Source organism: Prevotella scopos JCM 17725 (assembly GCF_018127785.1).
GTDB classification, from domain to species: Bacteria; Bacteroidota; Bacteroidia; order Bacteroidales; family Bacteroidaceae; genus Prevotella; species Prevotella scopos.
In genome coordinates, this window is record NZ_CP072390.1 from 158,984 (window position 1) to 184,510 (window position 25,527).

A 25,527-nucleotide genomic window follows, 5' to 3' on the forward strand; every position below is an offset into this window, starting at 1 on the left:
TTGAGCTATGAAGATGATGAGATATATTGATAAATTCCGTCTCTATCAATGGCTTTTACTGCTTGGTTGTCTGCTTTGTGTTCCGCATAGCGCACAGGCACAGGCGTGGGACGGAGAAGGAGATATTAAAGTTTATGCTGGTTATGCCAATGTTGGAGGGAGGTCTGGTATAGAGTTGGGCAGCGATTATGCGCTTAGCGACTTTGTCTCAGTAGGCGGACAGCTAACTTATGTCAACGTGAAGGACTATGACGAGGGACGTGATAGAGCCTTTATGGGGTATGATTTCAGCTTGACGGGTAACTATCATTGGGCTGAAGTACTGAAACTACCATCCGTACTGGATATTTATAGTGGTGTTTCCGTCGGCTTGCGAACAGCTGGTTTGCAGGCAGGTGTGCGCTATAACTTTAGTGAGACATTCGGACTTTATGGGCAGGTGCGGCAGAATCTCGTCAAGACTTTTGGCGATGATGTGGAACATGGACGCGTCTATCAAGGCAAAACAGCTCTCTCTGTGGGTCTGACTGTTACGTTTTAAAGCTATTTATCCACTACTGTTTTGTGATGTTTGAATGTCAGAGTGGTGAAGTACGTGTGTAAATAAACAATAAAGGCTATCGGAAACTCCGATAGCCTTTATTGGATGATAATAGTCTTTTTATTGATACTGACGGTGTCTGGCAATAATGTCTTCCGCTGGAATGCTAACAATATTACCGTTTTCATCACAATTGATGACAGGCTCATTTTTGGCAGCTTTCTCTTTTAACAAGATTCGTTCTGACTCAATAAACCCTTCTTCAATAGTTTTTAAATAGGCTTCTATTTCTTTATTTGACATAACTTCTTATCTTTCTAAATTTTACTTCATTACTAATTCTGGTTCTTATACTATTTCCTCCAAAAGCAATACGCTCTTTAGGCTGTATGCTATTATCATATATTGACCATATATCCACCTTATTCATAAACAAGTTAAATAGGTTTGATATTCCCAATACATATCTTCTGTATATTGTGTCTTTAGGAATGTTGTGTCCACCATTTCTTACTCTTTCAGTTACACGTATGCTTGCAAGCTCTGGTGATGGTAGCCAAAAGAATAAGAGATTGACTACGAATCCTCTTTGATGTGCCTTCTCTATGAGTTTAATATAAGAGCGAGTGGCAAGTGTTGTTTCAATAGAAAATGACTCATCTTTGTTTAAGAGGTAATCTATTCGTTGAAGCATCAACCTCCCGGCTTCAATGGCTGCACCTTCAGGGTTGAGTGGTGACAATCCTTTTGCTATTTCATCAGCATTGACAAACTCCTTTACCAAAAGAGTTTTTGGTAATATTGTCATAGAAGCTGTTGTCTTTCCAGCCCCATTACATCCTGCTATGATATATAAATGTTTTACCATTCGATGCAAAGATAATCTTTTATTATGAATAAAACAAGTGAGTAGCCTTTTTATTAATAGGTCATTTCTTTTTTGTTCTTTTCTTAATTGTACCTAAAATTGATAGTGTTTGTAATAAGTTCTTGGTATGTTTGAAGGTAATATTTACTCAATAAGGAAGAAAAATAAAGGCAATAGCAACCAAATAGAGTTGGTAGCCATTGCCTATATATACAGTGTATGAAAAGTTTTTGGGCTATTGTCTAATGCGTAATTAATAATTATATAATCCTTCTAACTTACAGAGGAGTTAGAAGCTGAGCACCATTGCTTGTCGTTGTGTCAAAGGAATGTTCTTTGTAAGGTCTACAGTAGTCCCTGTAAGGATATCGGTTGCGGTGGTGTGTGAGCCTATCACCTCGGCATAGCGGGCTACATCTACTTGGTTATCAGCTTTCTTTCCATTGAGGATGGTGAGGATCGTCTTGCCATTATGTTGACGTGCAAGTACATAAACGCCATGTTGCGGAATGAATTGTGTTTGTGAACCATTGATGATTACATCGTTGTTCTGTCTCCAATGGAGGAGACGACGGGTCCAATCAAACATGGCATTCTCGGCTTTCGTACGACCTTCTGGTGTGAACTTATTGACTTTATCACCAGGAAAACCACCAGGGAAGTCTTGTCGTACATTGCCATCTGTTTCCGCTTTCGTACCGTTCATCAGAATCTCCGTACCATAATAAAGCTGCGGGATACGCTTCATTGTCAGCAAGAGGGCGTACGCCTGCTTCAAAGCCGTTGAATCCTTGCCATTGCCAAGGAAGCGGTCTGTATCGTGATTTTCGATGAATGCCATCACAGAAGATGGGTCCGTATAGAGGTAATCATAGCAAAGAGAGTTGTAAATGCGGTTCCATCCCTTCCACCAATCATCTGTTTCCTCGTTCTTTGCCTGCGAAAGACGATCGAAAAAGGCGAAGTCCATCACCGTCTTTAGATTGCTGTTAATGTCAGAGAGTTTGCTGTCTTTCTGCCAAGCTGCCGTATAAGCAGGTTCTGTTACCCATGTTTCGCCAACGGTGTTGAAGTTAGGATATTCCTTGTTGAGTACCTTCATCCAATCAGCCATGGCTTGTCGGTCTGCGTAAGGATAAGTATCCATACGGATTCCATCGATACCTACGGTTTCAATCCACCAAATAGAATTCTGAATCAGATACTTAATAACGTGTGGGTTGCGCTGGTTGAGGTCAGGCATAGAGGGTACAAACCATCCGTCAACAGTCTCTTTCATATCCACTTTGCTGGCGTATGGGTCGAGGACTGGAGTAAGCTTGTAGCTTGTTTGCAGCCCATAGTTAGGACTATTAAACCAATCCTTTGATGGATAGTCTTTGATTGTCTTGCCGTTTTCATCAACTCGTGTGCCCTTAGCCCATGGATGATAGTCTCCGCAATGGTTGAAAATCATATCCATAACCACCTTTAATCCCTTCTTATGACATTCGTCAACGAGGACTTTATACTCCTCATTTGTACCGAAGCGAGGGTCAACACGATAGTAGTCGGTTGTAGCATAGCCGTGATAAGTACTGTGTTTGCCACCATCGGCAGGGCGATCATTCTCCAATACTGGCGTCAACCAGAGAGCAGTAACACCAAGGTTAGTGAAGTAATCGAGGTGTTGGCGGAGTCCTTCAAGGTCGCCACCGTGTCGAAGACTTGGCTCATTGCGGTTGCATAGTTGGTCTTCCATCCCTTTGATTACATCGTTCTTTGGGTTACCATTAGCGAAACGATCGGGCATAAGCATATAAAGAACATCCGAAATATCGAAGCCTTTTCGGTCTGCTCCTGCCATCTCACGTGCCTTTAGTTGGAACTTCTTCGTAGTCTTTTTACCATTCTTATTAGCGAAGGTAAGGGTTATCTCACCCGGTTTTGCCCCTTTTAAGTTAAGATAAACAAGGAGATAATTAGGTGAATCGAGGCGTACGAGCGAGTCAATCTTTACATTAGGGTAGTCCGTTGTGACGTCAGCAAACTTGATATCCTTGCCATATACCATCAGCTGTAACGTTGGGTCCTGCATGTCAGCAAACCAGTTGGTAGGGTCAATGCGGGTAACGTTTGGTGTAGCTGTTCGATTATTGGCTTTCTTTTGAGTAGCCGTGCTATTCTGAGCGGTCATAGGAGATGATAAAAGAAGTAAGAATAATAAAATCTTCCAAGTCTTTTGAAAGAGAGGAAGATTAGATTCGTTCGTTAGTTGTCTGCAGTTCATTTTAGGTAATTTGTTTTGCTGTGGGATTGGGCTTATTAGCCTTATTAGCCTAATAGGGCTAAAAGCCCAATCTCCTTAATTGCTATTAATAATCTGCTGAATGATCAGCAATCCTCCTTTTTGGGAAAAGAGTGGAAGGTTATAGCTCCTTAATCATGTAGGATGAGGGCTGACTGGGCGTCAACCATCACCTCCCCACCTTCCATTTTGCCTAATCCAGCCTCATTCACTTCACCATTAGCACATACAATCGTATATTGTCCCTTAGGGATGTTGACGGTGCGAAGCTCCTTGTTGGCATTAAGGATAACATAGATATTCTTCCACTTGTCACCACCAGCATTGTCTTTTAGGCGGAAAGCAACCAAACAGTCCTGTACAGGAAGGAACTCAAGATGCTTGCGAACGAGGTCGGCTTTGCCCAATCGGAAGGCAGGATGTGCCTTGCGAAGGTTGATGAGTCCACTGTAATAGTTGAATACCTGTGGATAAGTCTTGAGGTTATTCCAGTCGAGGTGATTGATGCTATCGGGTGAATTATACGAGTTATGCACTCCTTTCTTGTTACGAAGCATCTCCTCACCAGAGAGCATGAAAGGTACACCTTGTGATGTGAAGATAGCCGTTTGGCCAAGTTCGTTCAATCGAATCAGCTCATTCTCATCGTATTCTGCCTCTGGAATAGAAGCCTTCAAGCGGTCAACAAGACACATATCATCGTGACAGCTGACGTAAGCAATCATCTGAGTAGGTTCAAGGGCATAAGGTTTCTTAGAATAGTTTACCTTTGAGTAGTCTACCTGTGGGTGCTCAATCATACCCGCAATACCCGCCTTCAAGCTCTCTTCCAAGCCTGTAACACCACCAAGCATACCGGGCTTATGGTCGTCAGAGAAGGGTCCACGCAAGGCATCACGGATGTCATCAGAGAACGCTGCGATGCCCGGCATCTGTGAAACAGCAGCTTTCATCGCTAGCTTCTCATGAGGATAAGCACATGTACCTGCGCTCCATCCCTCACCATAGACAAATATCTCTGGGTCGATAGCATTGAGTTCACGACGGATATCATTCATCGTCTGAATGTCGTGTACTCCCATGAGATCGACACGGAAACCATCAATATGATACTCTTTCACCCAATACTTCATTGACTCCAGCATATAATCGCGCATCAAAGGACGCTCACTTGCTGTCTCATTACCACATCCTGTGCCATCAGATGGTGTACCATCAGCTTTGTATCGGTAGTAAGCCTTAGGATAAGTACGCTCAAAGTTACTATTTGTAAGGTCGAAAGTATGGTTGTAAACAACGTCGAGGATAACTCTGATACCTGCCTTGTGCAATGCTTGTACCATCTGCTTGAACTCCATGATACGGCGTGTAGGCAGGTTAGCATCGTATGAATAGCTTCCCTCTGGTACGTTGTAGTTCAATGGGTCATATCCCCAATTATACTGTGGCACGTCCGGTTTGGATTCATCTACCGAGGCAAAATCGAACGAAGGGAGGATATGCACAGCGTTAATACCCAACTTCTTCAAGTGATTAATAGCCTTCTGCTCTGTCAAAGCAAGGTATTTACCCTTGTGCATCAAGCCCGATGAAGGATCAATAGAGAAGTCACGGTGGTGCAACTCATAGATAATGAGATCTGCCGGACTCTTAGTCGGTACACGACGATCGCTTTCCCAGCCCGTTGGGTTAGTTTCCTTCATGTCAACAACGGCACCACGACCGCCATTACAGCCGACTGCTTTGGCAAAGACACCTGGTGTCTCACCGTGTCCGATATCGAAAGTATAGAACTTACCTTTGAGGTCACCCTTTACAGTAGCTGTCCAAGTGTTGTCACCATTCTGTGTGAGTTTTATCTTCTTGTAGGCTTTCCCACCTAGTCCTGCCTCATAAAGGCGGAGCGTTGGCTTAGAGGGAGCGTTGAGGCGGAAGGTTGTCTCATTCGGAGAATAAGATATCTCGTTGAACCGCTGTTGTGCAACAACGTTCTGTGCGAAGATGAATGCAGCGACTGATGCTGTAAGTTTATATTTTATTTTCATTGGGTGTTAGGTGTTGAATATTGGGTGTTGAATGTTGAATATTAGGTGATGATGGATTGTTATAACAATTTACAATAGCCATCATCACCTATTCTTTTTATCGCCCCGCCTGATAGATAAGGTCTGTCATCTGCTCATTGAAAGCTTTATTCTTCATCAGGTCCTCAATGCTAACGTGCATACGGTAACGCCAGTAATGCTTAGGGTTAGAGGGGACATTGATACGTTCTGCATTAGGGTCAGCCAAACGCAATTCCTCATCAATACTCATCCAGTCCTGAATACCGAGGATACAGAGTAGACTTGGGGATGTTAGGTGACGGCTAACGATGTCTCTTGCCAACCAACCTGGCAGTGGATGAGGTGCTGGACCACCGCGATGTAACATACTATTGAAGTAGTCCTGCGCACGTTCCCAGTCTTCATCCCACCACTGACGTAGTGTTGCCATGTCATGAGTAGAGATGGTGCTAACACTACGATAAGGGTTCTCACTAAGATGACCGAAGCGAACCTTAGGGTCCTTTGGCATACTCTGAATCTCAAGACTGAGGATGCGTAGTTCGTTCATTACCCATGCCACGCAATCAGGAACCATTCCCAAGTCTTCTGCACAGACAAGCATACGAGTCGCATTGACTAACTTTGGTAGTTTTTTCATTGCTTCCTGATACCAGAACTGGTTGTTACGACGATAGTAGTAATCGTTGTAAAGCTTATTGAATATAGCCTTATCGCTATCGTAGAGACTCTCATAAATGAAGTCGAACTGTACGCAGATACGTGGATGGAAACGGTTTGGATCCTTATGGTCACGAACGAAGAGTACATTACTAATCAATGCGTAAAGACCATCGCGCAGCCAGATATCAACATCTGAGTTCTTACCAGCAAATGCTTTCTCAACCTTTCGCTGTGTATCATATGCTGGACGCATCTTGTATCTGTCGCCCCATACGTGTTCCACATACTTCTGTCTCACCTCATCAGCGTGCTCACGGAAGATGCGGTCGAGTACCCAATCTGCAATGAATGGCTCTGTGAAGAGTTCTTCCTGCCAGTGCAGACCATAGCCTTCAATCTCCTCACGGCTCATACCAAGCGATGGAGCGAACTGTCCAAGCAGTCCGTGTACCGAATGAATAGGAATCTCCCAGATACGGAAGAAGCCGAGTACGTGGTCAATACGATAAGCATCAAAGTACTGCGCCATATTCTGGAAGCGGTTTACCCACCACTGACAGCCGTCCTTAATCATCTCATCCCAGTTGTAAGTAGGGAACCCCCAGTTCTGACCGTTTACTGAGAAGTCATCAGGTGGAGCACCCGCCTGTCCGTTAAGGTTGAAGTAACGTGGTTCTGTCCATACGTCACAGCCATAGCGGTTGACACCAATAGGAATGTCACCCTTGAGGATTATCTTATGTGCCTGTGCATATTCGTGCACGGCTTTCAGCTGACTACTCAGCACGAATTGTACATAATAGAAGAATGCTACCTCCTTATAAGCCTTATCCTTAGGGTTAGACAATGCCTTGCGGTCTGCTTCATCCCATTGCTTATGATCTGGCCAGTGAGAGAAATCGGCTGTGCCGAACTTATCTCTCATATATGAATATTGTGCGTAAGGGACAAGCCAACTCTCAGTTTCAGCAAAGAAGGTTTTGAAAGTACTGCTTTCGAGTACCTTAGCACCCTCCTGTTCAAAAAGCAGATGGAGATATTCATTCTTCGCATCGTTCACGCGCTCATAGTCAATCTGTGGCAGTGCGTTGAGCTCTTTGCGCAGTTTCTCGAACTTCTCACTCTGTTTCTTGTCCTTCAACGCAGGTAATGCTGTAAGGTTAGCATACTGTGGATGGAGGGCAAAGATAGAGATACAGCTATATGGATAAGAGTCTGTCCAAGTGTGAGTGATAGTTGTGTCGTTGATAGGGAGAATCTGCAGCGCACGCTGGTTGGTCATACTTACCCAGTCAATCATCTTCTTTAAATCACCGAAGTCGCCGATACCGAAGCTTGTTTCCGAACGAAGTGAGAAAACAGGAACCAATGTTCCAGCAACGCGAATAGCAGGAAGTGGGAAAGCAGCCTCTGTCAACTCATAAACAACAACGTCGCCTTCATCCATTGTTGGCAATAGTAAGGTGCGGTTGTCGCTATATTCCCAAACGAGATTCTCATTACTATCATTGCTCTTGACGAAGAACTTTAGCTCAATCTGGTCGCCAACAAGCTTTGTTGCATCTAAGGTATAACTCCACTCGTTGATATTATGCTGTACCATCTTCAATGCCTTCTTCACGTTCCAAGCACCTAATGCAGACTCAGCACCTACAAGGAAAAGCTCATCCGTAGCACCTAACTGTGGCGCACGCACCTTCAGCGTGACAGCTTTGTTGTAGTTATTGAGTTTTCCCTTCAGTAACTTCTTACCCGCAACACAATCGGTAATAGCAGAAGTATAGAGATAAGCATTGTCCGGAATGTCACTCCAATGGTCGTAAACACGATAATTAAGACTGCGTTCTGTATCAAAATCCAGTCGGTGATTGATTACGCCCCATTCCTTTCGCTGTTCGGTATCGCCACAGAGAATGCTGTAGAAATATTCGATATGCGTTCCTGGCTTTGCATCTTTCTTCACTTCCACCTCCCAGTGGTAGCCGTCAGCAGTGCGCATTCTATACTGTGAGGCCTCAACAGCCCCGTTGTGTTGACCTGTAATAATATTCAGGACAAGGTCTTGCCCATAGTAGGTCTGGTAGTTTATGTGAAACTGTATGTTCATAGAGTTGGGATAGTTATTTTTCGTCAAAGATAATAATATTAATTTGAATAAGCAATACCCTTTTATATGATTTATATCAATTCTTGCGCAATCGTTTGCATGGTGATGAACAGGAAGAAGTTCATGGCTAAAGAACTAATGCTCTATAAGTATAAATAAAATAATTTTTGATGCTCACCAATGTTACTTTGTTTTCGTGTTAGTGCTTAACACCAATGGTGCGTGGCTGCAACACAGTCGTTAGAAATGGTAAACGAACTTTGCGATTAGGACTATATGAATTGTAAACTGCGAATGGCAAACTTGAAAGAGGATGTTTGTTAACTGATGATAGTTATTTATTTGCTTAGAAAAGAATACTTTGTTGGGATTAACTTCTCAGTGGTTTATCATTTCTTATCATGATGATAAATATTTATTTATGTGAGAAGAAATATTTCTTTTCATGAAGAAAAATATTTTTTTTCATGAAAATAATTTGATAGGGAGGGGTAGATAGGGGCTAACCCAAGTTTAACCGGCAAAAATATTTTTCATAAATTTTCGGGATGTTTTATGTAGTATTAATTTCATAAAAGACTGATAATCAGGCATAGGGTATTGTAACGAGGAGTAAAATCTGATTTGTAGGACACCGTCATATCAAAATTATTTTGTTACTTTGCACTCATGCACGCAAATGTACAGACACGATTCAACCCTGCAACAGGTGACATGGCTCCTTATTATCGCATTAAGGAGTCATATCGTGACGTGCAGGGTCATGTACATTCGCTAATTCTGTTGAACATCGGGTTCGAACCTTCACTTACAGCCGTACAGGTTCGAAAAATTGCATACGCACTTACCGAACGCTTCAAAAACAGAAGTACACCCTCGCTTTTCAAGGAACATCTTGACGGACTTACTCCTATTGAACAGGCAAAGGCTGACGAATGGTGGAGCCGTATGGAGAACGAAGGTGGAATTGATAGGTTTAACAAGGAAGAGCAGAAATCGCTGAGAAAATATGAGAACTACGTTGACCTTGAGACGGCAAAATATACTGACGCAAGGAATGTCGGTGCTGAGTGGCTCTGCAAGCAGACGATAGACAAACTGCAATTAGAGGGTTTCCTGCGCAAAAACGGCTGGACGGAGAATACAATACACACAGCTTTGTCAGCATTGATTGTTCGCACAGTATATGCTGTTTCTGAACGTTCGTCTTATTATTATTTGCGTGATAACTCGGCTGCTGGTGAACTTTATAGTGGAGTTCCTGGCTGGACACCAGGAATCAATTCTCTGTATAAAGTCACTGACAAATTATATGAACTAAAGGAACAGTTAGAGCGTCATCTGTGCAACGTTACTGACGATCTCTTTAATATAGACAACAAGTTGATGCTCTTCGACTTAACCAACTTCTATTTCGAGGGCAGCAAGCGTAACAGCAACAAGGCCAAGTTCGGCCGATCAAAAGAAAAACGCTCTGACTGTAAGCTACTTGTACTTGCACTATGTATCAATAAAGAAGGTTTTATACGTTATTCTTCTATCTTGGAGGGTAATACAGCAGACCCTAAGTCTCTGCCCAATATGATTGATACGTTAGCAAAGAGGAATCCATCACGGACAAAAGATACGCTCGTTGTCATGGATGCAGGTGTTGCCACGGAAGAGAACTTGGAGCTGATCAAAAGAAAAGGTTACAATTATCTCTGCGTATCCCGTACAAAGATGAAGGACTATACGCTCAGTGATGATAACAAGAGTGTTACGGTAATGGATGCCCGTCGGCAGAAAATAACGCTGAAAGAGGTTAAGACAGAAGATGACAAGGATTATTATCTCGAAATAACATCTCCTTCGAAAGCTATGACAGAGTCGTCTATGAACAGGGTCTGGAGAGAGCGTTTTGAGATGGAACTGAAGAGAATAAACGATGGAATCTCCAAGAAAGGTGGAACAAAAACCTATGAAAAGGTTGTTGAACGTACAGGACGTGCCATACAGAAGTACCCATCTATAGCGAAGTTCTATCAGATAAGCTACATAAAAGATGAGAAGAAACCCAAGCAGATGCTGCGCGTAGACTGGGAGATAAAAGACCTCTCTGCAATGGAGTCCGGTCACGGAGTCTACTTCCTCCGCAGCAATGTCAGGACACTTTCTGAGCGTGTGACATGGGAATACTACAATCTCATTCGTGAGATAGAATGCACGAACAGGCAACTTAAGAATGACCTCAACCTCCGTCCTATCTATCATCAGAAAGATGAGCGAAGCGACGCACACCTCTTCTTCGGTTTATTAGCCTATTGGGTGGTAAACACCATCCGCTGTCAATTAAAACGAGAAGGAGAATCCTGTTACTGGACTGAGATTGTACGACGTATGAGCACCCAGAAGCTCGTCACAACAAAAGGGAAAAATCCATTAGGTGAGAACATCGAGATGCGCCAATGTAGTAGTCCTTCGAAGCAAGCAAAACAGATATACGATAAGTTGAACTTAAAACACTCACCATACAAAAAGAATAAAATTTGTAGGACACAGAGTCCATAAGAAAAACGAGGAGAGTACGGTGACTGCAAGAAATAGGCGAAAGTGGGGGTTAAACTTGGGCTAAGTAGGAGGTAGAAAAGGTTTGTTTTGTTGATCGATAAGAGGTGTAAAAAGCATTTGTATAAAAGGAAAAGGTGTGCTGAAACACTTTTCAGCACACCCTTAAATTCAGAGAGATTATAAAAAAGTTATTGTTACCCTTGCTCTGCAGGACGATGTACCTTTATGAATCCAACGGACATTGCACCGAGGAATAGAGAAACGCCTGCAACAATCATCATATTACTTTGTACAGAACCAACCAACTGAAGTATCACGCCACCAATAGCAGCAGCGATAATCTGTGGAATACAGATGGTTCCGTTGAACAAGCCAAGATAAGTTCCCAAGTGGCCATAACCCTCGAGCGCATTCGTCACTAAGGTGAATGGCATTGCCAATATCGCCGCCCAAGCGCATCCGATGAGGAGGAATGGGATGAACATCACGTACTGATTGTGCACGAAGGCTGCGAGAACAAAGCCTGCTCCACCTAAGATAAGCGAGAAGGAGTATGCGAGTTTGGTATTCTTGAACTGTGGAAGAACCATTGCCCAGACCACTGAACCAATGGCTTGTACGGCAAACAAGATTCCTACCCAATTGCCTGCTTCTTGATAATCCTTTGTCATCGTTGCATCATGAGCAAGCATGTCAACACCCCAGCAGTTTGCTGCTACGGTTCCATTGGTGTAAGTCCACATATACATAAAGGCGAACCAGCAGAAGAACTGTACCAAACCAACTTTCCAGAAGGTAGATGGTGCAGACTTTAATAAGGTGAAGAGATTAGACTTTGTAGTCTCTTCTTTTTTCTGTAAAGAATGGTATTCGGCATAAACCTTTGGTGGCATCTCCTTTACCATGGTTGTGGTATAGATAACACAAAGGATGAGGATGGCTGCACCGATATAGAAAGAATAGACTACTGAGTCTGGTACTACACCTGATGGAGCTTGGTTAGAGATACCCAAGAAGGTGAAGAGGAAAGGAAAAACATAACCTGCAATAGAACCTGCATTGCAGAGGAAACTCTGAATAGAGTAGGCGAGTGTCTTCTGTTTCTCGTTGACCATGTCTCCCACCAACATCTTAAAGGGTTGCATAGCCATATTGATACTTGTGTCGAGGAACATCAATGAGACGAGTCCAAACACCATAGCAGTTGACACAGCCATACCTAAAGAGCCTGCATTTGGCAATAGACACATCACGAGGACGGATATAGCTGCACCTACGAAAAGGTAAGGAATGCGGCGTCCGAAGCGTGTCCATGTTTTATCTGAGAATGAACCTACAATAGGCTGCACGACGATACCCATCAGCGGAGGAAGTATCCAAAAATAGCTAAGATTATGAGGATCAGCACCTAAAGTCGCAAAGATACGTGAGATGTTGGCACTCTGTAGTGCGTATGCAATCTGTACTCCGAAGAACCCGAAGCTGAGGTTCCAAAGTTGCCAGAAGCTTAAGTTAGGCTTTTGTTTCATTGTTATATTTGTTTTTAGAATATTATTGGACTTATCAGACTTTTGGGCTAATTGACTCAATTGGGCTAATAAATGCTAAGATAAATTACCTTGTAGTCCCCCTGATAATCAGCCTTGTTCTCACTACTCGTTTCTCTATTTTATCCTTAGGCAATCTTCCTTCCACCTGATCGATGAGAATACTTGCTGCCTCTTCTCCTATGCGGATTCCTCTTTGTTCCACAGTTGTCAGCATTGGGTCGCAGGCAATGGCACGTTGGCCATTAGTGAACCCACAGATAGAGATGTCTTCTGGTACACGGAAACCTAATCGTTTGCAGGAATAAAGAATACCAATAGCCGTATCATCATTGACGGCAAAGAAGGCATCTGGTGGTTCGGGAAGTCGCATTATGCTTGGCGTGATAAGCTCGGCTTCTGATCTGTTGTCGCAGTTCTTTATCAGTTGCTCGTTAGGATGCATACCATTTTTCAGTAAGGCGTCAAGATATCCATTATAACGATTCTTTGCGATTTGCATTGTTAAGGACGTGCCGTAATAAGCAATACGCTTGCAACCAGTATTAATAAGGTGTGTGACGGCAGAGAAAGCACCCATATAGTCATCAACAACTACTCGGCTCGCATTTATACCCGTACTGATACGATCGTAGAATACCAAAGGAATACCCTTGTCAATGAGCGTTTGGAAATGATCGTACTTCATAGTGTTCTTGGCTTGAGAGACAATAATTCCGCAAACCTTACTTTCCGAAAATGCTCGGCAGATCTTCACTTCGTCCTCATAGCTCTCTCGGCTCTGTGCAACCATAATTCGATAGCCACGTGAAGAAGCCTCTTCTTCGATACCAGAAAGAATAGATGAGAAGTAGAAGTGGTCAAGCTGTGGCACGATGACACCGATAACCTTAATCGGTTGTACCTTACTTTTGCGCAGACTCTCAGCAAGAAAGTTAGGATAGAAGTTATGTTCTTGTGCATACTTCTTTATTGCCTCACGTTTTTCAGCAGAGATACGAGGGCTGTCTTTGAGCGCACGAGAGACGGTAGCGACCGAAACACCTAGGTCTCGAGCTATATCTTTCATTGTTATGTTAGTTTCGTCACTCATGCGATTTAACTTTGTTTTTAGTCTGCTAACTGTTTTATATCGCAAATATACATATTTTCTAGTAATTTTTTGACTTATGTCAATTTAATTATATTATATTTATTTGCGCAATCGTTTGCATTGATTTTAATAACGATTTTAAAACGAAAAAAGTATAAAGTAGCTTAATATCAACTATCTTTGCAACCGAAAAAGCCCACGAAACGGCTATTAACCTAACGTTTTAATCGAACTAAACGATATAACTTTAATCAATTTATAAATTACTTTAACAATAACAAAGATGAAGCAGGTAAAATGCAAAATTCCTGTAAGGATATTGACTCTATTGTTGGGTCTATTCCTTTCAGTTAGTGCCTTTGCACAGTCTATGATTACAGGACAGGTGAAGGATGCTACTGGCGAGCCAGTCATTGGTGCTTCTGTCCTTATCAATGGGACAAGTAATGGTACAGTGACCGACCTTGATGGTAACTTCTCTGTCAATGTACAGCCAGGTGCTACTTTGACAATCTCTTACATTGGATTCCAGAAACAACAGGTGGCTGCAACCAATGGTATGGTAATTACACTTCAGGAAGACCAAGCACAGCAGATGAATGAGGTTGTTGTCATTGGTTATGGTGCTGTTAAGAAGAGCGACCTTACAGGTTCGGTGACAGCCTTAAAGCCAGATGGCAAGAATAAGGGTCTTGTTGTTAATGCACAGGACATGCTTGCTGGTAAGGTTGCCGGTGTGAGTGTAACGAGCGATGGTGGTACTCCTGGTGGCGGTGCTAACATTCGTATTCGTGGTGGTTCTTCTTTGAACGCATCTAACAATCCATTGATTGTGATTGATGGTGTGGCTATGGACCAGACTGGTATTAAGGGTGTTAGCAATCCTTTGTCACTTGTAAACCCACAGGATATTGAGTCTTTCAACGTTTTGAAGGATGCTTCTGCTACTGCAATCTATGGTTCTCGTGGTTCAAATGGTGTTATCATCATTACAACCAAGAAAGGACGTCGTGGCTTGCAGGTGTCTTATAATGGTAGCTTCACCGTTAGTAAGAATTCAAAGAACCTTGACGTCTTGTCTGCCGATGAGTATCGTAGCCTCATAGCAAACAAGTTTGGTACTGATCTTTATACCCTCGATGCTAATGGTAATCAAGTTCCAACAGCTTACTCACGCCTTGGTAAGGCAAATACTAATTGGCAGAATGAAATCTTCCGCACTGCTTTTAGCCACGACCATAACGTAGCCGTTTCTGGTCAAGTTGCTAACTGGTTGCCTTATCGTGTTAGTGCAGGCTACACAAATCAGCAGGGTATCATCAAGACTTCTAACTTTGAGCGTTTCACTGGAGCGTTGACATTGAGCCCTTCTTTCTTGAATGACCACTTGAAGGTTACGTTGAATGCTAAGGGAATGTGGACAAAGAATCGCTATGCTGATGGTGAGGCTATCAAGGCAGCACGTCAGTTTGACCCAACACAGCCAGTCTATGCGTCTGGTTATGACAACTTCGGTGGCTACTACCAGTGGCTTGATGATGGTACAGCGCTCAATGATAGCAGTTGGCCAAAGACCTATTATTCATTGGCAACAAAGAATCCTGTGTCTATTCTTAACCTAAAGAACGACCGTGCTATCAGCCGCGACTTCCTTGGTAGTGCCGATGTTGATTATAAAGTTCATGGCTTTGAAGACCTCCGTTTCCACGTTACTGCAGGTGTTGATGTTGCTAAGGGACGTCAGGTAACAGATGTTGATCCAGCCTCTCCACAGGCTATCTATTATGGTTCTTATGGATGGGAATCACAGTTGAAACGTAACATGCAGCTCTCTGCATACGCTCAGTACTACCACGATTTCAATGATAAAGCAAAGAATCACTTCGATATCATGGCTGGTTATGAGTGGGCACACTTCTGGCATAACACTAAAAACGCTTATTGGAGTTACTATCCATCAACAAACGGTGATGCAACTCTTGCTGGCAAACAACGCAACTATGCACCTTATTACTATGCAACAGAGAACTATCTTGTATCCTTCTTCGGCCGTGCAAACTGGTCTTTGATGGATGGTCGTTATATGGTAACAGCAACCGTACGTAATGATGGTTCTTCACGCTTCAAGGAGCATTGGGCAACGTTCCCATCATTCGCTTTCGCATGGCGTATCAATGAAGAGAATCTTTTCAAGCAGATTGACTGGTTGTCAGACTTGAAACTTCGCCTTAGCTGGGGTATGACTGGTCAGCAGGAAGGTATCGGCGACTATAATTACTTTGCTATATACGAAATGAATAAAGGTAATGAATCTTACTATCCAATCGCTGGTGATGGTTCTTTGGCTCGTCCAAAGGCATATGATCCAAACTTGAAGTGGGAGACTACTACCTCTTATAACGTAGGACTTGATTGGGGTATTCTCAAGCAGCGCCTCACTGGTAGCATTGATTGGTACTATCGCAAGACCAACGACTTGCTCAACAATGCAACCGTACCAGCAGGTGCTAACTTCCGTAATCAGGTAATGAGCAACATTGGTTCTATGTATAATATGGGTGTTGAAACAAGTCTCCACTGGTTGGCAGTGAACGCTAAGGACTTCAACTGGACAATGGATTACAACTTCACCTATAACTATAATAAGATTACGAACCTCAATGGTGGTAGCGATCCAAACTATTTCGTACCAACAGGAGGTATCTCTGCTGGTACAGGTGGTAACATCCAGGCACAGCATGTAGGTAATGCAGTTAACTCTTTCCACGTATTCCAGCAGGCATATGATAAGAATGGCAAGCCGTTGGAGGGCGTAGTTGTCGACCGCAACAGCGATGGTAAGATTACCGATGCAGATAAGTACTACTACAAGGCACCTGCAGCACCTGTAACGATGGGCTTTGCTTCTCGTTTCGAGTATCGTAACTGGGACCTTGGTTTCGCACTCCGTGCAAGTCTTGGTAACTATGTTTACAATGATGCTTTTGCAAGTACTTCTAATATGTCTAACTCAGAAATATTTGTAAAGAGCAAGTTCCTCGTGAACCGTCCTACAGATGTAGTAGCAGACAACTGGTTGTCAACCGAGACTACATCTACTCAGACAGACTACTGGGTACAGAATGCTTCTTTCTTGAAGTTGGATAATGTAACCTTGGGTTATAGCTTCGCTAATCTTCTCAAGCAGGGTTCATGGAATGGAATCACTGGTCGTATTTATGGAACTGTGAATAACGTGTTCTGCCTTACTAAGTATAAAGGTCTCGACCCAGAGGTGTTCAATGGTATTGACAACAACCTCTATCCACGTCCAATCTCATTCATCTTGGGTTTGAACCTGAATTTCTAAATCTATAAAAGAGTAAAGACAATGAATACTAAATTCAAATATATATTCTCTACAGCAGCACTTTTGCTGTCAGTAGGGTTCACCTCTTGTATAGGCGATTTGGATGTAAAACCAATTGATCCAAACCTTAATACAAAGGAAAATACGTCGCCAGAAAGCGCATTCAATAAGTGCTATGCTCATATTGCTATGGCTGGTAACGGTGGAGCTAATGGTGATAGCGATGTTGATGGTATCGATGGTGGAACCAGTGGTTACGTACGTCAGCTATTCAATTCACAGGAGTTGACCACTGATGAGGCTATCTGCGCATGGGGTGATGAGGGTATTTCTAACATGAACTTCGATAGTTATGACGCTTCACATCCAATGTTGAAGGGTTTTTACTATCGTCTTTATGCGGGTATCACCTATTGCAATCAGTATCTTGCAGACTTCGGTGACTACAACGCAACGATGTCAGCAGAGGTTCGTTTCATCCGTGCTTTGAATTATTACTATCTCTTGGACGGATGGGGTAATGTTCCTTTCACAACAGCAATATCTTCTGCTAAGCCAGCTCGCATCCAGCGTGCAGACCTTTATAAGTGGCTTATTGATGAATTGAAGAATGAGGTTGAGCCTAATTTGAACGATGCAAGTCCTAAGACTTCAGCCACTACTGGTTATGGTCGTGTCGACAAAGCTGCTGCTTGGATGCTCTTGGCTCGTCTTTATATGAATGCTGAGGTTTATACAGGTACTGCTGATTGGACTAATGCTAAGTTATATGCAAAGAAGGTTATCGACTCTCCTTATAAGCTCTATACCACCAAGAAGGGTCAGTGGAGTGCTTATCAGCAACTCTTTATGGGCGATAATGGTGAGAATGGTGCTTCTGTTGAGGCTATCTTCCCTATCCTTCAGGATGGTTTGAAGACTACTTCATATGGTACAACCCTCTATCTCATGGCTGGTTCTAACGACAACAGCGAGCATATCAAGAGTGCTACCGTTGCAGGTAACAATACAACTGGTGGTTGGGCTGGTAACCGTATGCGTACAGACCTCGTATTGAAGTTCTTCCCAAATAACGATGCTCCTAATGTTGCTGCATACGCTATGCCAGCAGCTGCAGATGACGATCGTGCCCTCTTTGATGGTGAAGGTCGTAATGTAAGCAATGGTGACGATGAGAAGGGTGTAAAGGTATTTACCAACGGATTCTCTGTTTGTAAGTTTAATAACTTTAAGACGGACGGCAGTGCAGGTCATAACTCGCTCTTCCCAGACGCCGACTTCTTCCTCATGCGTGCTGCTGAGGCTTACTTGATGTATGCTGAAGCAGATGCACGTCAGAACAATGGAACGACAACTGCACAGGGAACTGCTTATATCAATGCGCTCCGTACACGTGCTAATGCTACTACTCAGACCGCTTATTCACTCCGCCAGATCTGTGACGAGTGGAGTCGTGAGTTCTACTTCGAAGGCTTGCGTCGTACAACACTTATCCGTTTCGGCTACTTCGGTGGTAATGTTAATTACAACTGGAGCTGGAAGGGTGGTGTGAAGAACGGCCGTAACTTCGACTCTCATCTTAACCTCTTCCCAATTCCGACAAGTGATATGGTTGCTAATAAAGCCAACTTGATTCAGAATCCGGGCTATTAATTAAGGTGTAATCAATGGCTGGAAGGTCTGATGAAAGCTGAGAATTAACTTCTTGATAATCATCTACGGCAAATTCTTTTCATGAAAACAAATATTTTTCTTCATGAAAATAAATATTTCCACTCGTGAAAATAATTATTTCTTTTCATGAAAAGAATTCGCCAACAAGACTCTAATATGACCTACTTCGTGGTTAATAAAGACGTTCTTGGGACTTAAAAGGCATTGAAAAGACGTACTATTGAATAATAGAAAGTAAACGATTAAAGAATAATCAATATGAAATCAATAATTAAGTCATCGTTGCTGTTGTGTGCAGGTGTGGCACTGTTCTCTGCCTGTGACAAGGACCTGGACAATAATCCAGTTCTTCAGTCACCAAAGACATTTGTTCTGAACACACCAGCTTACGCTGCACAAACAATAGATTTAAAGGTTGCTGAGAGCCTGAAGTTCACATGGTCGCAGCCTGAATATGGTTTCCCTGTAGCTGCTGAATATGGTATGCAGTTCTCAACTACCAACACTTGGACAAAGTCTGTGGACGCTGTTGTTGATATGGATGCTGAACGTGGTAACTATGCTGCTGTTGGTTCGCCAACAGGTACAGCTTCTACCTCTGTTCCTGCAGCTGATCTTGCAACGGCTATTCAGAAGATGGAACGCTATGAGGAGACTACTGTCCCTGCAACACAGGAACTCTACGCACGTGTTTACTCATTAGTAAATGGTGATACAATCTACTCTAACCCTGTAAAGATGAGTGTTGCTCCTTATTATATTGAGCTTTCTGACGCTCCTGTTGAGACTTGGTATCTCGTCGGTGGTAACTTCGGTGATGGCTCATGGGGTAATAGTCAGGTGGTTCCATTGTTGCCAATGGAAGGCCAGGAGTATGATAAGAAGACAGGTAAGGGCGTAATTTCTTGGACTGGTTATCTGTCAACAGCAGGCTTCAAACTGAAGAAGAACCCAGAGAATTGGGATGCTGGTCAGGTTGGTCAGGGCGCAAGCTATGGCGAGTTCCTTTATAATGATGGCGGTTCTTCTGATATCAAGGTTCCAACAGCTGGTTACTATACCATTACTTTTGATACTAAGAATGTGAAACTGACAATCGCAGAGTACACTGGTGCTACACCTACTGTTTACAACTCTATGGGTCTTCCTGGTAAGCATGACAGCTGGAATGCTGCAGGAACACCAATGACTGCACAGACAACTGTTGTAGAGAATCATGATTGGAAGGCTACTGTGACCTTCAATGAGAAGTCTACTGGTGCTGATGGTGAGGGCTGTAAGTTCGCTGCTAACGGTACTTGGGACGTAAACTGGGGTTCTGAAGCATTCCCATATGGTGTTGCAACGAAGGGCGGTAAGAATGTTCGCAATGGTAAGGGTACTTACACTGTTTACTTCAACGACATCACAGGTCAGTATTCTTTCGTAAAGCAGTAATTTATTAAAGATGATAATAGAGGGTGTGTCAGCAGGCACAATTAGTATGACACACCCTTTTCACATAACAAGAAGAATCGAAATGAAGAAATTATTAATCATGGCAAGTGCCGCATTGTTACTTGCTTCTTGCGGTAGCGATGAATATGAAGCATGGACTGCACCACAGAGTAACAGCGCAGAGACTGCCAGTACGGTTACATTCACTGTAAGCCAAGCAGCAGCCATCGACTTCAATACAGAGACAGCAGACTCTGTTCAGTTGTTTGTTCCAAAGGTGGTGTCAACAGACTCTGTCGCTTCTCAAACCTTAACAGCTGTACTTTCTTATAACAACAAGACGGCTACACTTAACGCAAGCAAAGGGGTAAGGTGAAGAGTACAGAACTCGTTTCTGCCGTAGAAAGCCTCTATGGTAAGAATGGCGACCTCCATCAGGTTGCTTTGACCGTAACAGATAAAGTGAAGTTGCTCCGTGGTGAAGGCTTCAGACTTTCTCAGAGTGTGACTGCAAACGTTACTTGTGTTGCACCAGCTTTCACTCAGTATCTTTATATGTCAGGTGATGCTAATGGCTGGTCATTTAGCAATCCGCTTTATAGCGCAGCTGCTGATGGTAAGTACACTGGCTTTATGTATCTCAATCAGAATGGCTTTAAGTTTGCTACTCAGCAGGATTGGAATGGTACTGATTATGGTACTGATCTCGTTGAGAAGGGTAGTAATATCGTGATGACTGAACCAGCAGGTTTCTATAAGGTGGATATTGACCTCACATCACAGGCTCTTACCTACACAGCTATCAATCGCATTGGTATTATTGGTTCTGCAACTCCAAACGGATGGAACAGCGATCAGGCAATGACTTACAACGCTACTGAGAAGTGTTGGGAGATTAAGGGCATCACACTGACTGCTGGTGAGATGAAGTTCCGTGCGAATAGCGATTGGGTGTTAGATTGGGGTGGCTCATTAGCTGATATTACTCTCAAGGGTGGTAACATTAATGTTACAGCTGGTAAGTATAATATTAAGCTCTATCTCTTGTGTGATACGAAGTCACACTGTACAATGGAACTTGTTCCTTAGACTTTAAACATCAAAATACATATTTAGGGTGCGTTGGCTTAGTCTTGCTCAACGCACCTTTTTTCGTGCTTCCTATACGTGTCTGAGAATCAGTAAGAACAATGCATTGTTTTAGTTCCATAAGCTTGGGACAGAAGTTACTTGCCTTTGCTAATTTAATTACTATGAAGTGCCGTTTACTGTATTTTGTCCCAACTCTGATAGCTTTTTCTTCTTAGTCAGGACAATTCGTTTACAATCTGGACTTCTCTGCATTGCCAGCACCCGTACCTTTGTATTTACTTCGCTTAGCATTAAAGTTGTAAGTGATGGTCAGTGAGACAGCGCGGGAGTAGTTGTAGCAATCTTTGTCTAATGTTGTTCCATAGCCACGAAGTGTCCATTGTTCTCGTTCGGACTTGAAGATATCGTCCGCAGAGAGTATGAATATTAGACGATTATTGTAGAATGTTTTGCGTAAGGCGAGATTCATCCTTGCCCAACCATTGGATGTTTGGAAACCATCATATATCTTTGTGCGTGCTCTGAAGTCAACTCTTGCTATGAAAGTCTTAGAGAAAGAAAACTGATTACGTAGTGAGATTACAAAGCAGGGATTGTTTTTTACTAATGTACCATTATCTAATGGTGCATGGAAACGCTGTTGGATATAATTGATTTCTGCTGTTGGCTGGTAGATTCCGAACTTAGGAGAAGCCGAGATACTTGCATAAAGGTTCTCAGAATGGTCGTAGTTGTAGGTTGAAGAGAATGAGATAGCCTGATTCTTGTATAGTTTATGGGTCCAGAACATCACGTCTTTGTAGTACTTATAGCCTATCGAGAGACTCAACCAACGATATATCCCGTTTATTTCTACGTTGTGTATCTGTTCAGGATGCAGTTCCGGATTACCCCCTTCATAGGCATAACGATTGTTATACTGTATGAAGTTGCGCAGAGTACGGTAGCTTGGACGATGGATTTTACTGTTATAATTGAGTTGAAAGCTACATTTCTCATGATTCCATGATAGGGAAAAGGAAGGGAAGAGATTGCTGTAATGTTTACTGGCATCGTCTTGTTTCACTCCAAAAGAGTAATAGTTGGAGGTTACATGCTCATATCGTAGTCCTGTGTTAAGTATGAAATTGCCGAAAGAATGGGTATATTCAGTGAATAGCGCATGATACCTTTCCTTGATATTGGTCTCTGATGCCGCTACAATCTGCTCTTTGTTATTGAAATCCCCACGTGAGTTTGTGCTGGAAAGTTCCGTTCCCCAGTATATATTTCCGCCCCATAATGGGTGACTAAGAACCAGTTTCCCTGCCCAGAGGTTGCTGTGTTGGTTACCCGTGGAGTGTACTTCACGATTAGGGAACTCGTTGGAGTGTTCCGATTGGACGTGCCTTTCTTTTGTGCCTATACTCATGTAAGAAGCATTGAAGTCTATGCTAAGTTTTCCAAGCTGTCCCACATAATACAAGTCTGCCTGATGTCGAGCAGGAACACGCACTTCCACGTCTCCTTTCTGTGCTATTGTTCCTTCTAAAGTACCATTCTTATAGATGTTTTGGTTGTTATCTATAGACCCATCCATGTGATAGTCGGTGTAATAACGATAAGCTCCACCGATGGTATTGCTATCATTTATCAAATAAGAAGCACCAATATTTTCAGAAAGGATATTATGGTTACTCTCGTATCTGATATGTTGTTGCGTCTCAATATCCTCTCTACTGGTATGTATTTGAGAGCAGAGATAATTCTTCTCTTGGTCTTTATAGTTCATCCAAGTGATGTTATTGAAAAGCTCCCAGTGCTTAGTTCTATAGGTAAACTTGGTTGCCTCCGAACCTGTCCACTGTCCATTGTATTCTATCCGAGTATCATTGTGAAAGCTAAGACCATCAGCTTGCCTACGAATAGTTTTGATTCGGATGACAGACTGTACTTGTGCATCGTATTGCGCACCGGGACTTGTAATGACTTCTACACTCTTTATGTTGTCAGACTTTAGTTCCGTAAGTTCTTTCATATCGCTTATTCTGCGATTATTGACGTATATAAGCGGTGTACCCTTGGCAAACACCTGCACATTATCACCATTGGTTGTGACACGAGGGAGCTGTCCTAAGACATCCATAGCTGTTCCTAATTTCGATAAAAGGGAATTTTCAACGTTGATACTCATCCCTCCATTGGTCTGTTTGTATAGTGGATGGGACGTTTTAATGGTCACTTCCTTCAGTTTTAAGGCATCGGGTTGAAGCTGAATGATACCTGCTTGTTCTGTTGAAAAGGTACGATAAACTGGTTTATAACCCACGTAACTAATGCGGGCGATGACCTTTGATGGCTCAAATGGTACTACGAAGACACCACTCTCATTACTAACTCCACCTGATATAGCACTGGAGTCGACAACAGACAATAGTAGAACATTAGCGTAAGGTACTGGCTGTCCAGTCTCATCAATGACCTTTCCTGTCAAATGTCGCCTTGTTTTGTGTGTACATTCCACCATGATAACGTCTCCGCGACATGTCATCCGAATGGGATAGAAGCCTATGAGTTGTCCAATAGCATCTGGAACACTTTTATTCCTGATGTTAGTAGTGATGCGGAAGTCCTCTAAGTCGTTGTAAATGAAGTTTACGGTGTATCGGTTTTGCAGTTGGTTTAACTCCTTCAACGCCTGTGCCATGGATACATTATTATATTGTCGACTGATACGTTGGGCTGATACTCCATGCGAGCCGATGAGGAGTAGCAGAATAATAAGATACCTTTCCATAGCTTTACTCTATTGTTAATGTGTTATCAGAATAGCTAACTTTTACGCGGTCAAAGGCATTCAGCAGTTCTATATTCTGTTGAAGACTACACTGCCTATCCCATTTGAAGTAGAGGCGGATGTGTGTTGATACAGGATTTAGTGCTTTCACGTCGACATGATAATATGCTGCCATAGCATCAACGATGGTCTTCAAAGATGTATCCTCAAACACAATAGGTTGCGGAGGAATACTATCTGTCTTGTGAAGGAGTACTCGGCTAAGGCTGTCTGAAACTGCTTGGCGTTCTGCCTGCACCTTCTTTATAGAGTCTGTAGCCGTTAGATGAGGAGTTTTTGGGTGTGTTTCAACCTCCTCTTTACTATTAAAGAAAGGCAGAATACCCAACTGAACTGTAGCAGCAAACGCCAAGCCTGATATAAAGATGATACCGATAGTAGATGCCGCAATCCGCTTCCAGTTACGTCTTTGTGGTATAGAATGTTCTATCGCAAAGCGTTCCCACTCGGTATTCACGTCTATGTCCTCATCTTCATGAAGTTTCATTGCACGTTTAGTCATAGCCAGATTGGATGCAAACGAGCTTATCTCCTCATCCGCAAGCAGTGTTTCTATCTCTTTCGTGGTGTATTTCTCAGGATGGTCCAGCATGTTGAGGAATATCCTTTGTTTCTCTTCTGATTGCTTGTTGTTCATTGTTTTGCTTGGTTAAGTTGCCTTTTAATGATGTTAATAGCCTCTGAAAGATGGTGATACACAGTTACTCTGCTCACTCCTAAGTCATCGGCAATGCGCTGAAAGGGTAGTCCTTGCACATGGCGTAGGCGTAGAATCTGACGACGAATAGGCGGCTCTAAATGTTCAATGAGTAGCATTAGGCGGTCAAGTAGTGTTTCGTCATGTTCGGAGAGAATAGTCTTTGCATCATTCAAAAGTAGTTTTGAGGTCCTTTCTCGTATGTCTTTATGTGCAATAATATTCAGACAACGATTGCGGACAGCCCTTATCAAATAGCCTTCCTCCGTCTCTGGAAGCAGTATTATACCCTCTTCAAAGACCTTGGCAAATACATCACTCACCACGTCTTTACATTCATCTTGATCGTAGAGAATCCCTTTTGCCACCCGATACATCGGTTGGTAATAACGCTTGAAAAGCCTTTCTATGTCAGTATTTTCATGTATCATACACTATTCTTACAGCTCAGAAGGTGGAAATGTAAAGCTTAACAATGATTTTTATTGTATTAGATTACAAAGGTAACGATTATACTTTAATAAGCTGTTTACTATCAAGAAAAACGTTAAAGTATGCTGTTTGTATATCATTACGACTTATCTTCTCTCTTCAATGGCTATCTTTTTCGTTATTGGTATTCATTGTTTGTTTAAGGCATAGCCGTTGTTATCTATATTACAAGCCTCCTGTAAGGGTGTTACAAGCCTTTTGTAAGGGTGTTACAAGCCTTTTGTAATG

15 protein-coding genes and 1 pseudogene are annotated in these 25,527 nt (G+C 42.7%); 6 read left to right on the top strand and 10 right to left on the bottom strand.

All coding sequences use genetic code 11. From position 1 onward, the window contains the following. The first annotated feature begins 7 nt into the window (after positions 1-7). Complete coding sequence (locus J4856_RS06035) at positions 8-541, top strand: DUF6646 family protein (RefSeq protein WP_025837036.1); 534 nt, start codon at positions 8-10, stop codon at positions 539-541. Positions 542-661: 120 nt separating this feature from the next. On the opposite strand, the gene J4856_RS06040 is transcribed toward J4856_RS06035, so the two are convergent. The 5 genes from J4856_RS06040 to J4856_RS06060 form a co-directional block, all read right to left on the bottom strand. After that, positions 662-844 (bottom strand): hypothetical protein, encoded by a 183-nt coding sequence (locus J4856_RS06040; protein WP_025837033.1) that lies wholly within the window; start codon positions 842-844, stop codon positions 662-664. Further along, a complete protein-coding gene (locus J4856_RS06045; protein WP_025837031.1) occupies positions 834-1,409 on the bottom strand; it encodes an ATPase in 576 nt (191 codons plus the stop codon). Before J4856_RS06045 ends, J4856_RS06040 begins: the two co-directional genes overlap by 11 nt. 289 nt (positions 1,410-1,698) lie before the next feature. Then, positions 1,699-3,678 (bottom strand): glycoside hydrolase family 13 protein, encoded by a 1,980-nt coding sequence (locus J4856_RS06050; RefSeq protein ID WP_065367637.1) that lies wholly within the window; start codon positions 3,676-3,678, stop codon positions 1,699-1,701. A gap of 149 nt (positions 3,679-3,827) precedes the next feature. Continuing rightward, a complete protein-coding gene (gene pulA / locus J4856_RS06055) occupies positions 3,828-5,741 on the bottom strand; it encodes a type I pullulanase (protein WP_065367636.1) in 1,914 nt (637 codons plus the stop codon). 97 nt (positions 5,742-5,838) lie between these two features. After that, a complete protein-coding gene (locus J4856_RS06060; RefSeq protein ID WP_025837029.1) occupies positions 5,839-8,532 on the bottom strand; it encodes a 4-alpha-glucanotransferase in 2,694 nt (897 codons plus the stop codon). A gap of 669 nt (positions 8,533-9,201) precedes the next feature. Here J4856_RS06060 and J4856_RS06065 point away from each other — a divergent pair. Continuing rightward, positions 9,202-11,082, top strand: a complete 1,881-nt coding sequence (locus J4856_RS06065) for an IS1634 family transposase (protein ID WP_065367635.1) — start codon at positions 9,202-9,204, stop codon at positions 11,080-11,082. A gap of 194 nt (positions 11,083-11,276) precedes the next feature. Here the strand turns inward: J4856_RS06065 and J4856_RS06070 are convergent, their stop codons facing one another. After that, positions 11,277-12,611, bottom strand: coding sequence for an SLC45 family MFS transporter (locus tag J4856_RS06070; protein WP_025836713.1), 1,335 nt, complete (start codon positions 12,609-12,611; stop codon positions 11,277-11,279). An 85-nt stretch (positions 12,612-12,696) separates the two neighbouring features. Further along, entirely contained in the window at positions 12,697-13,722 is a 1,026-nt protein-coding gene (locus J4856_RS06075) for a LacI family DNA-binding transcriptional regulator (RefSeq protein WP_025836715.1), read from the bottom strand. Positions 13,723-14,005: 283 nt separating this feature from the next. Between J4856_RS06075 and J4856_RS06080 the strand changes: the two genes are divergently transcribed. From J4856_RS06080 to J4856_RS06095, 4 genes and pseudogenes are all read left to right on the top strand, one after another. Continuing rightward, positions 14,006-17,071, top strand: a complete 3,066-nt coding sequence (locus tag J4856_RS06080; RefSeq protein WP_025836716.1) for a SusC/RagA family TonB-linked outer membrane protein — start codon at positions 14,006-14,008, stop codon at positions 17,069-17,071. 21 nt (positions 17,072-17,092) lie between these two features. Further along, complete coding sequence (locus J4856_RS06085; RefSeq protein ID WP_025836717.1) at positions 17,093-18,724, top strand: RagB/SusD family nutrient uptake outer membrane protein; 1,632 nt, start codon at positions 17,093-17,095, stop codon at positions 18,722-18,724. A 279-nt stretch (positions 18,725-19,003) separates the two neighbouring features. After that, the gene (locus J4856_RS06090) at positions 19,004-20,182 is read left to right on the top strand and encodes a SusE domain-containing protein (RefSeq protein WP_025836719.1); all 1,179 of its coding nucleotides are present in this window, start codon (positions 19,004-19,006) and stop codon (positions 20,180-20,182) included. Positions 20,183-20,264: 82 nt separating this feature from the next. Next, a pseudogene (locus J4856_RS06095) lies at positions 20,265-21,271 on the top strand (Outer membrane protein SusF domain-containing protein). Between the two features lie 232 nt (positions 21,272-21,503). On the opposite strand, the gene J4856_RS06100 reads toward J4856_RS06095, so the two are convergent. The 3 genes from J4856_RS06100 to J4856_RS06110 are packed head-to-tail and all read right to left on the bottom strand — an operon-like array spanning position 21,504 to position 25,238. After that, positions 21,504-24,050, bottom strand: a complete 2,547-nt coding sequence (locus J4856_RS06100; protein WP_065367634.1) for an outer membrane beta-barrel family protein — start codon at positions 24,048-24,050, stop codon at positions 21,504-21,506. Between the two features lie 4 nt (positions 24,051-24,054). Further along, positions 24,055-24,747: a DUF4974 domain-containing protein gene (locus tag J4856_RS06105; RefSeq protein WP_025836723.1), complete on the bottom strand. Its 693-nt coding sequence runs from the start codon at positions 24,745-24,747 to the stop codon at positions 24,055-24,057. Further along, positions 24,744-25,238 (bottom strand): sigma-70 family RNA polymerase sigma factor, encoded by a 495-nt coding sequence (locus J4856_RS06110; protein WP_025836725.1) that lies wholly within the window; start codon positions 25,236-25,238, stop codon positions 24,744-24,746. The genes J4856_RS06105 and J4856_RS06110 overlap by 4 nt, the downstream gene beginning before the upstream one ends. Positions 25,239-25,527 lie beyond the last annotated feature (289 nt).